Below are 14,860 nucleotides of genomic sequence, written 5' to 3' on the forward strand. Positions count from 1 at the left end.
AGCTTCAGCTCAAAAACCAATTGCGTTTAAAGGAAACGTGCTCATCAGCGAAGAAGCATTGCGAGATATCTTCGTCCCCCCTGTTGCACCTGCAAATCCCTGGGTCATGCAGTGTCTTGCAAAAAGACTGTACGCAGGTTATCTCAAACGTAAAAAAGGAGATGCTCTTTGTTCAAAAAACATCACTCTTTCTTCAGATCCTCATATTCCTTATGGTGTGTACTCTAGCGCATTTGATAGTGAAGGTGTTCCTTCAAACAAAGTACTACTCATTAAAGAAGGAAAGATCAATGGGTTTCTCGCATCAAATAAATACGCTCAATATCTCAACGTTCCTATCGCAACACCTCTTGCAAACATCGTGGTAAAAGCGGGGAAAAAAAGCATGGACGCACTCAGAAAACAAGATCGCATTGAGATAGTAAAATTCTCAAGTTTCATTCCTGATTCATTTACCGGAGCGTTTTCAGCAGAAGTACGTCTGGGGTATAGATATGAAGAGGGGAAGAAAATTCCCTTCAAAGGAGGTTTACTGGTAGGCAATCTCTTCACATCAAACATAGAATTTTCAAAAGAAAAGTACTCGCAAGGAGGGTATTACGGTCCTCAAGTGATGTGCATTGACGCGTCACTTGTTTCTTAAAGGATGGGTGTTGGGCCTTTTCTTTCTTTTAACGTGTTATCCGGGTAGATTTATTAAAAAACTGGTGAATGAATTTTCGTCAAAGTACCAATTTTCACACAGAATACTTGCAAAGCCTTGCGATACTGTTTTGCATTTTCAACTACGCAAACATTTTCGCTAAGAGTTTTTGTTATCTTATGAATTCTCAAGGTGTTGGTCCCAAAGTGTTTTGAGATTTTTTCCTGGTATGTGCAAAATAGTCTCGCAATGAGAAAAGGGCGTATCAAAAGAAACAAAGTGTAGTTGTGAGCGTACAGCGTGGAGTCTTGCAATACCCATGAACGCATTTTTTGGGGTGTCAAAAATTTCAACGGTATGTTTTGGTATGCGGATTTCTTCAATGGTGTTTTGTACCTGCTCTCCAAGTAATTCAAAAACGGTGTGATATGCTTGATTCGCACAAAGTGTAACCCAAGCAGAGGAATAAGAAAGAGGAAGGTTGTCAAGGTAGCATTGGGCAACAAGAATGTTTTGCGTATCACTTTCCCATGCGTTTTTCACAACTGTCAGATTTTTTTTGTAGATAGAGTGAACTCTTTTAACAAGATCCTCTTTAAGATGTCTTTGTTGGTATTCGCGTGGTTTGTAGTCGTAAGGAAAACTAGAAGTCCTCTTGCATGTTGTGATCTCAACACAGTTTGAAATGTTGAGTTTAGGTGTTGATGAGCAGTCCAACTGTGCGATGAATTGTTGTGCTGTATCAATGCCACCATTGCGAAAACGAATATCTCTGTATTGTGTTTCTTCAAGTGGTATGCCTAGTCCTTGAATGAGTTGTTCATAAAGAAGAAGTGTTGAGACTGTTGTGAGGTGATGTGCGTTACCTTCAAATTCATCCTTTCTTGCATTCGCTTTTACAGTATAGTGAGGGGGTTCTGCGATAACTTCATCAATGTACTGCCATTGTTGAGGAAGGTTAATACGAGAAGCAAGTTCGCTGCGAGTAAGTCTCATATTGGGGGTAGAGGAATACTGGTATAAAAAACACGTACTTATTTTTTAAGAAAAAAGAGGAAAGGTTTACACGTCTAGATTTTCAACCTTGTACGCGTTTTCAAAGATGAATTCTTTACGTGGCTCAACATCGTCACCCATAAGAATGGTGAATGTTTTGTCAGCTTCAACAGCGTCCTCAATTTTTATTTGTTTGAGTGTTCTTGTTTGCGGGTTCATGGTTGTCTCCCAGAGTTGTTCAGGGTTCATCTCACCAAGACCTTTGTATCGTTGAACATTTGCACCTTCTCCAAACCGTTCAAGAAGTTTTTCCTTTTCTTCTTCGGTGTAGCAGTATTCAAACTGTTTTCCTTTTGAAACCTTGTAGAGCGGAGGCATGGCGATGTAGACGTATCCTTTCTCAATGAGTTCTTTTGCGTAGCGAAAGAAAAAGGTGAGGAGTAGTGTTGAGATGTGCGCGCCATCAACATCAGCGTCGGTCATAATAATGATTCGGTGGTAGCGTACTTTTGATGCGTCAAATTCATCTCCAATACCGCAACCAAGAGCAGTTACCAAGGTTGAAATCTCATTGTTTGAGAGAATCTTGTTCAGACGTGCTTTTTCAACGTTAAGTACTTTTCCTCGCAGAGGAAGGATTGCTTGAAATGCTCTGTCTCTTCCTTGTTTTGCAGAGCCTCCTGCTGAGTCTCCTTCAACAATGTAGAGTTCTGATTGAGCAGGATCTCTGCTTTGACAATCTGCGAGTTTTCCTGGAAGAGAGCCTGAATGAAGCGCTGATTTGCGACGAGTAAGTTCGCGTGCTTTTCTTGCAGCTTCTCGTGCTTTTGCTGCTTGTATTGCTTTGTTGATAATGCTCTTTGCAATGGGGGGGTTTTCTTCAAGAAACGTTGCAAGACCTTGACCTACAAGAGATTCAACAATTCCTTTTACTTCTGAGTTGCCTAGTTTTGCTTTGGTTTGACCTTCAAACTGAGGCTCTGGAATTTTAATGGAGATAACTGCGCTTAGGCCTTCACGAACATCATCTGCGGTGAGTTTTGCATTTTTGTCAAGTTTACTTGCGTATTTGTTAAATTCTCTTGTAAGTGCTGTTTTGAATCCTGAAAGGTGGGTTCCACCTTCAACAGTATTTATGTTATTAACAAAAGAGTATACGTTTTCTTGATACCCGTCATTGTATTGAAGAGCGATCTCCACTTGTGTTGCATCTTTTTCTTTTTCAAAGTAGATGACTTCGTGAATAGGATTTTTGTTCTTATTGATGTACTCAACAAAGGACTTAATTCCTCCTTCGTAGTGGAATTCGACGGTTTTGTCCTGGTGCTCATCGACGAAAATGATTCGAAGACCTTTGTTAAGAAATGCAAGTTCTCGTAGACGTGCTGCAAGTATGTCGTGGTGGAACTGTGTTGTTTCAAAGACTTCTGGATCTGGCCAGAATCGCACAAACGTACCTCTTTTGTCTCCACAAGGACCTATTTTTTTGAATTCCTGAGGTTGTTGATTAATGAATTCTTGCTCGTATTGTTCTCCATTTTTGCAGACGCGTACAAATACTTTTGTAGAGAGCGCATTAACAACAGAGATACCTACGCCATGAAGTCCTCCTGAGACTTGATAGGATCCTTTATCGAATTTTCCTCCCGCGTGAAGTTTAGTGAGAACTACGGTGAGCGCAGGCATGTTAAATTTAGGGTGGATATCCACAGGAATTCCCCGTCCGTTATCTTCAACACCTACTGATCCATCTTTGAAGAGCGTGACGGTGATGGTGTCACAGTATCCTGCAAGAGCCTCATCAATAGAGTTGTCAACAACCTCCCAGACAAGGTGGTGAAGACCACGAGAACCTGTTGAGCCAATATACATACCAGGCCGTTTTCGTACTGCTTCAAGGCCTTCAAGAGCGGTGATGTTTGCTGCGTTATATTCTGTCATATTGGGAGTCTTTTAGAAGGCTTGTATTGCCAGAATTCTGGGGTTTTAGCGCCTCTTTCGTAGTATTACAAAAGGAAATTTTGTTTATAAATGTTGTGGTTGTTTTTGCGGAGAAGGGTGATAAGATTGTAAGGTGCACATTGTAAGGTGTGGTGAGAGCTCTGCAAGACGTGAACTGTGGGTTGATTGAAGGGGATTTCTTCTCAGCAATTTTTATAAACCTGCCTCTGTCGATGGAGGTGACATGTGGTTAAGAAAAAAAGTAGATTACGGAACACCTGCAAAATTGTTGTTTATCACTCCTCGCATGGATGAACACGTCATAGGAACCTCAGAAGAAAAATGTCCTGAATCTGTGTATTCTAGTGCTATGAGTGAATTACTTGCTCTTCCAAGAAGGGCGGAGTTCCTTTACAACAGGCTTTTTGGTGATAGGCTACTAACGACGAAAGGATATTTGTTAAAACCAAAGGGATTCTATGATCTTGAAGATGGTTTTATTCCAGATTATTCTGCATATCCTAACCTTGAACAGAGTGTGTATACGTGCAATGTTTTTGAAAATGGAAGCGCAATTGATGCCCTGATTAGAACAGTACAAGACAAAGAAACTTCTTCTTATGATGATCGCGTGGTACTGCTTCCTAGAGAACTCTTGGAGAGTGATCCACGAGGTTTACCTTTACTGTATGCTGTTGCAGTAAAGGGGGATGTTTGTGTTTTCACCGATCATAGTGATCCTTACAAGACCTGCGACAAATTTGGTCAAGAAGGATGGACTCATCCTGGAAAGAAGACTGCAAGCATAGACCAAGTTGCATAAGTGAAACGTATTGTGTTTCTTTGTGAATGTGGTTTGGAGCAACCCTTGTTTGATTTTGTTTTTGTCAGCCACGTTTTTTTGAGTCTAGCCGGTCATGTTGAGCACTCAGTAGGTGTTATTGAAAAAGGTGTTTTTTCTCTCCTAAAGTAGTGTAAATTGGGAAATACTTATATGTTCAAACGCTCTTGTAACCAAAAAACAACCGAAAAAACGGAGGTATAAAACAATATGGCAGCAGATATGGTAGAACAAGTATCAAGATGGCTCGTTATCATCGGGGCTCTTAACTGGGGACTTGTTGGAGCAGTAAACTTCAACCTGGTAAACCTTATTTTTGGCGCAGTTCCTGTGCTTGAAAAAATAGTGTACATCCTAGTAGGACTCGCAGCACTCTACGAGATCTACGCAGTAGTAAAAGGATAATTACGTTTACTTAATTTTTTATCTTTCAATTTTTTATGTTTTCCTTCTTTGGTTCTGTTTCCACGCGAATTCTTTTTCCTCGTGTTTTTAGTTTATTCCGGGGCGTTTTCAAAAGGATTTCTTTGATTTCTCAAATACTGCGGGAGTTACGTTCTTAGGTGAGACTCTTCTTGTGCTAGAAGAAAACCTGAGGAGAACTACACAACTCTTTAAGATCTGCTGATGGAAAAAGAAGCAGTTTCAAAGCAGTTAAACAAGTGCGCTCGTCAGTGTGAACAAGAAGATTAACAAGTAGATAAAGAGCGTTATTGCGAAGAGTACGAGCCAGCTTGGAAGGATGCGATACATCCAAGGACATTTTTTCATTTGTTTCTGATTTATTTTAGATTGAATGTAGTAAACTCCGAAGAAAAAGACTCCTAAAGGGTGTAATGTTATGCGGTCATAGAGTTTTTCCACAAGTCCCTTTACGTGAAAGCGAAGTTTGACAAGCAAGATGAGTTGTGCAAGAAGCAGAAGCAAAAAACCTGCGCTAAGACGAACCATGTTGATCGCATCATAGGCGAGTTTATTTATCACAACACTTCCTGCAAGGACAAGTCCTGTTAGAATCATAAGCAGAATGGGACCTTGCTTAGAGATTTTGTTACTTCTTGTTACTTTGTTGAGTGAAGGAAGTTCTGTGAGTATCCAATACGCTTCGTAAAAACTACTCACAAGCTTATTCAAGACGAGCATGATAAAGACATTACGTGTCTTAACTCGTGCTTTACTCTTAATCATAAGAAAGAATGGTTTTAATCTCTTTTTAAAAGTTCGTATGGGCAAGGAATGCGTAAAACACGTTTTCCGGAAGGATCATAAATTTCCAGGTTTGTTCCTTCAGATCTCCAGGAGTACTGTTTATCAATTGCTTGTTGTAATATGCGATATACTTGAATCTCGTCAGGAGATGTGTGTATAGAACTAAGGGCCATGTTTTGGAGTTCTTGGGGCGTACGAACTGGTTTTTCGTGAAACGCCAAGTAGGTGAGAGCATAGCTAATGTGCGTTAGAAGTGCTTCTGAGTTGTTTTGTATGTGGAGTTTACGCTTGTTTATCTCTACAAAGTCATCGATTGTTCCTAATGTCATTACTTGGTGGTCAAAGTCACTCTTTTATAAGGGTTTCTCTTCCGTAGAATCCTGTTTCAAAAGGACTAAAGATACGATACCCTCCCTGGGGAAGAGGAAGCCAAGCATATCCTCGCATCACATAACGCTCAAGTAGTGCTTCCGCAAAGAGGACTCCAACTCCTTCAGGATTGAGTTTTCGAAGGTTCTCTAAAGCATAAAGATGATTAGAGATAATTTTCTCAATTCTTTCCTGAGGAACCTTGCTTTTCGGGTTGTAAACAACAGGTTCATAGAGCATATTCGAGAGCTAAAAGCACTCCTTTTTAGATATTACTGTTTGTATACGGAGTAAAAACGAAATGATGCTCTAACGTAGTTCAAATTCCTCTCACACATTTATAAACAAACGAGGTATGAAAACCTATGATGGAACGCAAACTACTCATAACAATAAGTGTGGGACTCTTCCTTATCGTCCTCATTTCCTTTTTCCTTCTTTTCGGACTTAAAGTGAGGTTTCTCATCTCTGAAGAACTGCGCGTGGAGCTTACACCTTCAAGCATCCATCTTGAAACACAAAGAGACCCCAGACAAGCACAAGTAGAAATCACAACACACACATTTTTCCAATGTACTGCGCGATGCGAATATGAACTTCGTGACCTTTCAAAAAATAAAACCCTCAAGAAATCATCAGTGCTCTTTGACAAACACACAAATGAGCAACTCTCTTTTACTCTTGAACCTCCCCAAAGAGGAGAAGGAATAAACTATTACTCTTTTGACATGCAGTGCCAAAACATAAGATCTTCACTGTGTCTCACACAAGAAAAACCCATACTCAAAACCGCTCTTATCACTCTCAACTACACGTATACCCAGGATGAGCGCATAGCAAAAACATTTCTTGAAGACGTCCTCCCAAGACTCGCACAAAATATTTCACAAGCAGATGCGCGACTTAACGCATCAATAAACCTTCTAAAAAAAGTAGCTCATCTTGAAGAGTCAAAACAACTCTTACAACAAGTACAAACACTGAAACTTCAAACTTCCGCGCTTAGAGCACACGTTGAATCTCTTATTGAGTCCTACAATACTCTAGATTTTTTTGGTGCTGCGCAACGATTGAGCGTGCAAGACCAAAAAGACATTATTACCGTTGATCAAAAAAGCGAAATCCTCCTCAACCAGAGCATTAAAACAATAAATGAATTTAACAATCTTCAAGAAGTACTAAGCACATTCCCTCTAGAAAAACTCAAAGAAATCGCTGTATTCTACAACAAACATGCTTTTAACAAGGAGTACGAACAAGTTTCCTCTCTAATCAATGATCAATTTATGTCTCTTAAACAGGATATTAACAAGTCATCATCAATAGAAGAACTCAGAGTACAAATAAATGATCTTTTCACCACATCTTCAGAAATTATTATTAACTACGAGTTGATCAAAACCGAAGCTGAGGAGCTCTTTGGAGTGAACTTTTCTTGTGAGCTTTTTGAAAGTGTAATTGAGCAACAAAAGATGAATACGACTAACAATACAGATCAAGAAAATCAGACAATAAATGCCACCCCAGAAGGTGACACTACCAATCAAACAGTCTCAAACACTACCAACACGTCAAGAGAATCAACATCGCCCATTAAACTCATGGAAGCATACTTCGATGAGCACTGTTCAAACGCGGTTAATAACACAGTGGTATTTCCTGAGCCATTCACACCTCACTTCTTGAATACTTCTTATGAACTACGTCCTCAACCTCTTATTCCTCTGAACAAACACGAACCGCAGTGCTGTATTCACAATGAGTGTTCAATTTGCGGTTCCAGCCCCAAAACGCCCGTTCTCTTCATTCATGGTCATGCATTTAATGAAGCAAACACTCCAGAATTTTCAATGAACTCGTTTGCTAAAATACAAAAAAAACTAGAAGAAGAAGGAATCGTGAATGTTGGAGAGCTTGACAGCGCACAGATAGTTCCTAAAGGAATCTTCGGAGCTCATAACAAACCCACAAGCATCAGATCAACCTATTATTACATCACAATTTATGATGTTGGACGCTACGAAGTACAAACTCAAAAATCAGAGCGAATAGAAAACTATGCAATAAGGCTTGCAGAAATCATTCGTGACGTTAAAGAACGTACAGGATCTGATCAAGTGATCATCGTAGCACACTCAATGGGGGGGCTAGTCGCAAGAGAATACATGGCACTCTTTGGAGATGAGGAAATCAAAAAACTCATCACCATTAACACACCCCACAAAGGAATCAAAGGAAAAGTAAAAAAATTCTGCACCCTTCTCGGATCTCCTCGCGAATGCAATGATATGAGCGAAGGATCCGTGTTTCTAACACGTCTCAATGCAAGACCCCTCTCAGATAAAATCGTCGTCGTCCGTGCAACAGGGTGCCCAATGGACGGAGGTGAAATGGGGGATGGAATTGTAACAGAAACTAACGCATACCTTGAAGGCGTAAAAGACTATCTTTTCAACGGAACCTGCACAGACTCTTTGCAAACAGACCTACATGGAAGATTGCTAGATCCTGAAGAATTCCCTCAAGTGTATGAAGTTCTTGTTGAAGAGATTTCTTCAAAGTAATTCCTTTCAGTTAATGATCCCAAAAATGCCATAGCTTATGCCAAAAGGATTTAGGATATCCTTGCGGCGTGTAAACGGGGTCTCCTGCTCCAAGCCCACAGCCAAGCCCGTAGACAGTGCCATCTTCTGCATCGACATAAAAAGGGATGCTCTTGCCATCAAAAAAATCAGCGCCGCCCTCAACTAAGAACGCATAACTTATCGTTCCATGGCTATCTTGGAGGTTTCCACGTTGGTGGTGATGAGCCTCATGTCCTGGAACATCAGAATGCTCATCCTCACTCAACTGCACACGTCCTTGATATGCTTGTTCAAGGTACTCTTCTAAGATGTGCTGAGCTTCGTGCATACTTACTTTGATGCGTGATCGTTCCACAACTACTTGATTATCTTCATTGATCTTGACAGGCGTACCTGCACAAGCAGAGGTTGCGTCTTGTGTTACGACCTCTTCAAGAGAGTCGACAAGCAGTACGTCACGCTCACCGCAGGCAAACGCAGATCCAATAACCATCAGGAAAATAATAGTCAAAATTATCGTTTTCATATCTGATCTTGCACCTCTATACCATATTTTTCCTCAATAATGTGTTGCATCGCTTCAAGCTCGCCAGTTTTCTCAGCAATTGCTACTGCGAAATAAGGTGCTAAGAATTTATTGCCTTCGCCTTTTAGAATTTCTCCCACACACTCAACGCAAGGTGCTTTTGCGTTCATCACATCGTCAAGACAGCTACAGCCTTCAACATCGCTAAGGCAGTATGAACAAGGTTTTTCCAGACAGCATCGGTATTTTCCAGCAGGGATAAGTGTTGCATGTAAGGAATTTTGCAAGTGTTCGAGTTGTTCTTGCTGGTGAGGAACAGATTTACTGGGGGCATACTGGGGCAGTGCGAAGAGTGTAATCCATAAGACTCCTGCAACGATTAATCCATTAGTAAGTTTTGCTCTCATTTTCATTTTTTCCTTTAGTGTTTTGTTAGTTCTTGTTCTGTTTGCGAAGACCTGCTTAAAGAATTAAATACGCATCCACTCAAAGTATTCTCCGTCCTTAAGTGCATATATCACATAGGGTCCTCGTTTTGGTCCAGGCATTCCCGGTGTACCTGAGGGCATTCCTGGAAGCGCAATGCCATCAATATCTGGTTGTTCTTCAAAGAGTCTTTCAATTGCTTCAAGAGGAACATGTCCTTCAATAAAGTAGTTTTCCGCAACGATGGTGTGGCAGCTTTGCATTTCTCTTGGAATGTTATGTGCTTGCTTTATTTGATCTACATTCTCTTGAAGCTTCACCTCTACGGAGTACCCTTGAGTTTCAAGTGCTGCTTTGTGTCCTACACAACAACCACAATTGGGGTTTTTGTACATGAGAACATCTGTAGCAGATCCTGTGAGTTGTTCTGGACTGGGTTGAGAACAGCCAGCAAGAACCAGAATGATTGCTAGGAGTATTGCTTGTTTCATGCCCCGAATCTGATGTGAAACAGCTTTTTAAAGTACCGGTGAAACTAGTTTCACCGCAAAAAAATGATGTTGGTCATTCCGCGTCTCCTTCTCTCAATAACTCCTTTGCCTTCAAGCTTATCGAGGATGCGGGTCATCTTGACCTTGCTAAATCCCGTTGCTTTGATGAGGTCTGATTGATAGGCTGAGCCTGTCTTGCGTATTTCATCAACAATGAGTTTCTCTTCATAGTCAAGTGCGGGAAGTTTTTTCTTGATTTTTGCGGGGACATAGAGAAGGAGTATTCCTATAACGAGTATGATTATGACAAGCAAAAAAGAGATTGTGATAAGCATAGGGGTGGTGCTTTTGTGTGCGGGGCACTCCTCCATTGTTTGATGTGGATTTGCATCAATTTGTTCGCAAAGAAATGCCGCTTGCGTGTTGAATTCTACTTGAACAACTACGAGAATGACAAAAAGTAATACTGCAAGACCGATAAGACTGTACCCGACGTATTTTTGATTTACCATCGTGGTTTGAATCTCTTCATCAATAAGGAGTTTGCAACTACGCTTACTGAACTAAATGCCATGGCCACTCCTGCGATGACAGGGTTGAGTAAAAACCCTGTGAACGGATAGAGTGCTCCTGCTGCAATAGGTATGCCTAATATGTTATAGAAGAATGCCCAGAAGAGGTTCTGCTTGATCTTGCGCATGCAGTATTTGCTCAGATCAATTGTAGTTACTACGTCGCGCAGGTCATCTTTAACAAGAACGATATCTCCTGATTCTATGGCGATGTCAGTTCCCGCGCCCATGGCTATTCCGACATCTGCCTGGGTGAGTGCAGGGGCGTCATTGATACCATCTCCAACCATCGCAACTACGGCGCCTTTTTTCTGAAGTTGTTTGACTTCTGTTGCTTTGTCTTCTGGAAGCACTTCAAAGAGAACCTCACTAATACCTACTTGTTTCGCAACTGCTTTTGCAGTGCGTTCATTGTCGCCGGTAATCATAATAAGCCTATAGCCTTTAAGAGCTTTAATTGCCTGGATGGCAGTTTCTTTGATTGGATCTGCCACTGCAATAAGCCCGATTATGTTCTTATTTACTGCAACAATCATAGTGGTTTTTCCTTGTGATTCTAGTTTTTTAATATCTTCTTCAATGGATTCGCACGAGATCTTGTTGAGTTTCATCAATGCTCTGTTTCCAACAAGAATCTTTTGTCGCTGATAGGTCGCTTCCACACCTTTTCCGGTAATGGTGTTGAAGCGTGAAGCTTCAGGAACTTTTTTGACCTTCTTGACAATTGCTTGGCCAAGAGGGTGCTCTGATCTTTTCTCTGCAATCGCAGCTTTGAAAAGAATGTCTTTCTTCTTTCCTTCATAGACGATAACGTCTGTGACCGCGGGCTCTCCTCGAGTAAGGGTTCCTGTCTTATCAAAGATGATGGTGTCAAGAGTACTTGCTTTTTGAAGCGCATCTGCACTTTTGAAAAGAATGCCGTTTTGCGCACCTAATCCTGTTCCCACCATGACTGCGGTGGGTGTTGCAAGACCAAGAGCGCAAGGACAAGCAATAATGAGTACTGAGATAAGAACGGTAAAAGAAAAAAGAAAGCCTAGCCCTGCAAAGTACCAAATGATTGCTGAGATGATGCCTATGCTGACAACTATGGGGACGAAATATGCGGAGATAGTATCTGCTAGTTGTTGTATGGGTGCTTTACTTGCTTGTGCATCTTCAACAAGCTTGATGATCTGAGCAAGAACGGTGTCTTTTCCAACTTTTGTTGCTTTGAAGGTGAATGAACCTGTTTTGTTAATGGTTGCGCCAATAACAAAGTCTCCTTTTTTCTTTAATACAGGTGTGCTTTCGCCTGAGATCATACTTTCATCAACATAGGAAGATCCTCTAAGAACTTCTCCGTCTACAGGTATTTTCTCTCCGGGGCGTACGATGATGATGTCCCCTACCTGTATATCTTCAACAGGGATGTTCTGTTCTTTTCCATTTCTTTTTACTCGTGCAGTTTTTGGTGCCAATCCAATAAGTTTTTTGATTGCTTGAGATGTCCTCCCTTTTGCTAGTGCTTCAAAGTAGCGCCCGAGAAGGATGAAAAAAATGAGCAGGCCTGCAACTTCAAAGTAGATATCGTCTCGTCCAAAAAGATCTGATCCTGCAAGAATAAATCCTGTTGCAATAACGCTGTAAAGATACGCAGCACCGGTGCCAACTGCTACCAGAGTATCCATATTTGCTGTTTTTGCTTTGATAAGTGAGCGAAATCCTCTGATGTAGAAGTGTTTTCCCACTATGATAATAGGGGTTGTGAGTAGAAATTGGATGAGTGCAAGAAGAGATGTGTTTGAAATCATGTGGATGCCGATATGTGCTCCCATGGCAAAGTAGAGTAGAGGGATGCTTAGAATTCCTGATAGGATGACTTTGTTTTTGAGTTCAGCTATCTCTTTTTGACGTGCTTGTTCTTCTTTATCTGTTTCTTCAAATGGTTCATATCCTGCATTACGAATTGTTTGAAGTATTGCTTGTTTGCTGGTAATACGAGGATCAAAGACTATTTGCGCGTGCTGATTGGGCAGGAGTTCTTTTGAGAGAATTCCTTTGTGTTTGTCAAGAGCGCTTTTGACGATGTTCACACAATGCGTGCTGTCCATGCCCTTGATGATAAGATCAAAGGAATTGTTTTCTTTGATAACCTTGTAGCCGATGTCTTCAACTGCTTTGACAAGATGTTCTGGGGACGCTTTCTTATCATCATATTCTATGGTAACTTGAGAATTGGCAAGGTTCACACTCACACGAGAAACTCCTTTGACTTTTTTCACTACTTTTTCTATCTTAGCAACACAGCTCGCACAATTGAGCCCTTCAAGAGGTAGTGTTTGGGTTCTCCTTGCCATAAAGTATTCAAAGCTTGTTATAGATCCATGCTAGCAAGTAGAGCCAGATAAATCCGTGTACTGCTCCTTCAATTACTCCTGCAATCAGTCCACCTATGCTCTGTGAGAAGAACAGGTGCCAGTTTGCCATTTGTTGTGCTGCATTAGCATAGATGCCTACTTGCCAGCCGATCCAGAGCAGAGCCATCATCACTGCACTGACAATCGCTCCTGCTTTTCCTAGTCTTAACGCATCACATTTGTCTTTCATTTTTTTCCTCCTAGCAGCCATTTTTTTGTTCCCCAGAAGATTACTGAGAAGATGAATGCTGCAAGTGCGAGATAGACGAGGCTGTATAGTCCCCAGCCAAGCGATCCCATCATTGAGTATCCTCCCATCATTCCATATCCCATGTTCATTCCTCCTGCACCCATCATCATTGATGAGCTCATCCTGTTTTGTGTGTCTGAATTCTTGCGTGTTGTTTCATCACAGTAAAATCGTTGTGCAAGTCTTACATGCATATCATGGAGTTGAGGAGATCCTTCTCCTCCCATCATCTCATCCATGAGTTCATGTTGCTCTCCGGGATGCATCTGTTCCATGTAGTAGTCTCCTATTGCTTCTAGTTGTTCGTCGTTGAGCTCAGAGCAAGGTGTCTGAGCGCTGATAATTTTTTGTGCGTCAATTCCTGTTTCGGTATGTGCGAGTGCTAAGGGTATCAACAGGATAAAGAGAATTGCTGTGATGTGTTTGTTCATCGCTCACCTCGTACTATTTTTATGCAGTGCTTTTTCATGTGTTCATCAATGATGTCCATGAGTTTAGAGATGGTTTTGCTATTGAGGGCGTAAATTCTTTGCTTTCCTTGTTGTTGTACTGTTACGAATCCGCAGTGCTTGAGTCTTTTGAGGTTGTGTGAGACTGCGCTTTGTTCAATACCTGTTTTTTGGGATAGTTCTTGCACACTAAGAGGTCCATGTCTGAGTTCGTTGATGATGCGTAGTCTGTTCTGTGTTGTGAGTGTTCCAAAAAACTGTTGGTATGCACGAAGTTTTTCCTCACTCAAATGTCTCATATATCATATGATGTAAAAATCATATATAAATATTTGTGTGGCATCCTTAACTACGTATATTTTTTATGTTTCTAACTGATTTGCTGCATTGTAACAACCTATAATGAGTCGATGACTTTTCTCAACTTATTGCGAACTTGTTCAGCAATAGGTTTAAGAGCTACATTGTCAATCATACCCATAGCAACAACCGGATCTATTGCGCTGACCCAACACAAGTCTTCAGCTACATAAATAATGACATTACAAGGGAGTAAAAGCCCTATCTCTTTTTCTGCTTCCAGTGCTTTGTGCGCAAAAGGCGGATTGCAAGCGCCAAGAATCCGATATTCTTTTGTATTTATGTCTAGTTTCTTTTTGAGCGTCTTTTTGACATCAATATAGGTGAGCACTCCAAAACCTTCTTCTTGCAGTGCCTCACGTACTTTTGATTCCGCCTCATCAACAGTACAGTTCAGTTTCTTGCGGTATCCATAATCCATTTTTTTAACTCCTTGAACACATTAGGGTGCTCTTTTACAAAAATAAGTGAAGCGGTTGCGATCATCAATCCAACATCGCGTACTGCTACGTCATTGTAGCCAAGACTGATAATGATGCCGATGAGGTGGAGCGCGAGAAGTCCTGCCATGAGGCGTGGAAGCACGCCAAACAAGAGGAGTGTTGCTGCGATGATTTCAAAGATTCCATTGACAAAAATCAGCGTTTGCGGTGTGATGAGGGTGTTATACACCCACTGAGGGAGATATCCATAAAATAATTGAGGGGTGAAGAGTTGTGAGAAGCCAAACCACAAGAACACTGCGCAAAGCCCTATGCGCAGGACTAGTAGTGCTTTGTCTTGTGGTGTAAGCTTCACTCTTC

General features: G+C 41.2%; 19 protein-coding genes. 4 read left to right on the top strand and 15 right to left on the bottom strand.

Features of this window, described 5'->3' with window-relative positions; genetic code table 11:
- Positions 1–643 (top strand): hypothetical protein (locus tag D6774_00435; protein RME78622.1); only part of this gene is annotated, 643 nt, incomplete at its 5' end.
- 177 nt (positions 644–820) lie between these two features.
- Here D6774_00435 and D6774_00440 read toward each other — a convergent pair.
- Together D6774_00440 and gyrB are read right to left on the bottom strand one after the other, a co-directional pair.
- A complete protein-coding gene (locus D6774_00440; GenBank protein RME78623.1) occupies positions 821–1,639 on the bottom strand; it encodes a hypothetical protein in 819 nt (272 codons plus the stop codon).
- 66 nt (positions 1,640–1,705) lie between these two features.
- Complete coding sequence (gene gyrB, locus D6774_00445) at positions 1,706–3,580, bottom strand: DNA topoisomerase (ATP-hydrolyzing) subunit B (GenBank protein ID RME78624.1); 1,875 nt, start codon at positions 3,578–3,580, stop codon at positions 1,706–1,708.
- A 244-nt stretch (positions 3,581–3,824) separates the two neighbouring features.
- Here gyrB and D6774_00450 point away from each other — a divergent pair, with 244 nt between their 5' ends.
- Together D6774_00450 and D6774_00455 are read left to right on the top strand one after the other, a co-directional pair.
- Positions 3,825–4,403 carry a hypothetical protein gene (locus tag D6774_00450; GenBank protein ID RME78625.1) on the top strand — a complete coding sequence of 193 codons (579 nt, stop codon included), beginning with the start codon at positions 3,825–3,827 and terminating at the stop codon, positions 4,401–4,403.
- Between the two features lie 228 nt (positions 4,404–4,631).
- Positions 4,632–4,826, top strand: coding sequence for a DUF378 domain-containing protein (locus D6774_00455; GenBank protein RME78626.1), 195 nt, complete (start codon positions 4,632–4,634; stop codon positions 4,824–4,826).
- A 249-nt stretch (positions 4,827–5,075) separates the two neighbouring features.
- Here the strand turns inward: D6774_00455 and D6774_00460 are convergent, their stop codons facing one another.
- From D6774_00460 to D6774_00470, 3 genes are read right to left on the bottom strand one after another with little or no spacing between them, the layout of a single operon-like run.
- Positions 5,076–5,609, bottom strand: coding sequence for a hypothetical protein (locus tag D6774_00460; protein ID RME78627.1), 534 nt, complete (start codon positions 5,607–5,609; stop codon positions 5,076–5,078).
- Positions 5,610–5,623: 14 nt separating this feature from the next.
- A complete protein-coding gene (locus D6774_00465) occupies positions 5,624–5,959 on the bottom strand; it encodes a hypothetical protein (GenBank protein ID RME78628.1) in 336 nt (111 codons plus the stop codon).
- 16 nt (positions 5,960–5,975) lie between these two features.
- The gene (locus tag D6774_00470; GenBank protein ID RME78629.1) at positions 5,976–6,239 is read right to left on the bottom strand and encodes a hypothetical protein; all 264 of its coding nucleotides are present in this window, start codon (positions 6,237–6,239) and stop codon (positions 5,976–5,978) included.
- Between the two features lie 125 nt (positions 6,240–6,364).
- Here D6774_00470 and D6774_00475 point away from each other — a divergent pair, with 125 nt between their 5' ends.
- Positions 6,365–8,563, top strand: a complete 2,199-nt coding sequence (locus tag D6774_00475) for an alpha/beta fold hydrolase (protein ID RME78630.1) — start codon at positions 6,365–6,367, stop codon at positions 8,561–8,563.
- A gap of 10 nt (positions 8,564–8,573) precedes the next feature.
- Here the strand turns inward: D6774_00475 and D6774_00480 are convergent, their stop codons facing one another.
- From D6774_00480 to D6774_00525, 10 genes are all read right to left on the bottom strand, one after another.
- The gene (locus D6774_00480; GenBank protein RME78631.1) at positions 8,574–9,077 is read right to left on the bottom strand and encodes a hypothetical protein; all 504 of its coding nucleotides are present in this window, start codon (positions 9,075–9,077) and stop codon (positions 8,574–8,576) included.
- A 29-nt stretch (positions 9,078–9,106) separates the two neighbouring features.
- Positions 9,107–9,517, bottom strand: a complete 411-nt coding sequence (locus D6774_00485; GenBank protein ID RME78632.1) for a hypothetical protein — start codon at positions 9,515–9,517, stop codon at positions 9,107–9,109.
- Positions 9,518–9,580: 63 nt separating this feature from the next.
- The gene (locus D6774_00490) at positions 9,581–10,027 is read right to left on the bottom strand and encodes a hypothetical protein (protein ID RME78633.1); all 447 of its coding nucleotides are present in this window, start codon (positions 10,025–10,027) and stop codon (positions 9,581–9,583) included.
- Between the two features lie 50 nt (positions 10,028–10,077).
- Positions 10,078–10,539 (bottom strand): MarR family transcriptional regulator, encoded by a 462-nt coding sequence (locus D6774_00495; protein ID RME78634.1) that lies wholly within the window; start codon positions 10,537–10,539, stop codon positions 10,078–10,080.
- A complete protein-coding gene (locus D6774_00500; GenBank protein ID RME78635.1) occupies positions 10,533–12,938 on the bottom strand; it encodes a heavy metal translocating P-type ATPase in 2,406 nt (801 codons plus the stop codon). The genes D6774_00495 and D6774_00500 overlap by 7 nt, the downstream gene beginning before the upstream one ends.
- A 7-nt stretch (positions 12,939–12,945) precedes the next feature.
- Complete coding sequence (locus tag D6774_00505; protein ID RME78636.1) at positions 12,946–13,188, bottom strand: hypothetical protein; 243 nt, start codon at positions 13,186–13,188, stop codon at positions 12,946–12,948.
- A complete protein-coding gene (locus D6774_00510) occupies positions 13,185–13,679 on the bottom strand; it encodes a hypothetical protein (protein RME78637.1) in 495 nt (164 codons plus the stop codon). Before D6774_00510 ends, D6774_00505 begins: the two co-directional genes overlap by 4 nt.
- Positions 13,676–13,996 (bottom strand): ArsR family transcriptional regulator, encoded by a 321-nt coding sequence (locus tag D6774_00515; protein ID RME78638.1) that lies wholly within the window; start codon positions 13,994–13,996, stop codon positions 13,676–13,678. The genes D6774_00510 and D6774_00515 overlap by 4 nt, the downstream gene beginning before the upstream one ends.
- Before the next feature lie 98 nt (positions 13,997–14,094).
- A complete protein-coding gene (locus tag D6774_00520) occupies positions 14,095–14,478 on the bottom strand; it encodes a DUF302 domain-containing protein (GenBank protein RME78639.1) in 384 nt (127 codons plus the stop codon).
- Positions 14,451–14,855: a DoxX family protein gene (locus D6774_00525; protein ID RME78640.1), complete on the bottom strand. Its 405-nt coding sequence runs from the start codon at positions 14,853–14,855 to the stop codon at positions 14,451–14,453. Before D6774_00525 ends, D6774_00520 begins: the two co-directional genes overlap by 28 nt.
- Positions 14,856–14,860 lie beyond the last annotated feature (5 nt).

The organism is Candidatus Woesearchaeota archaeon (genome assembly GCA_003695435.1).
Taxonomy (GTDB): Archaea; Nanobdellota; Nanobdellia; order Woesearchaeales; family UBA11576; genus J101.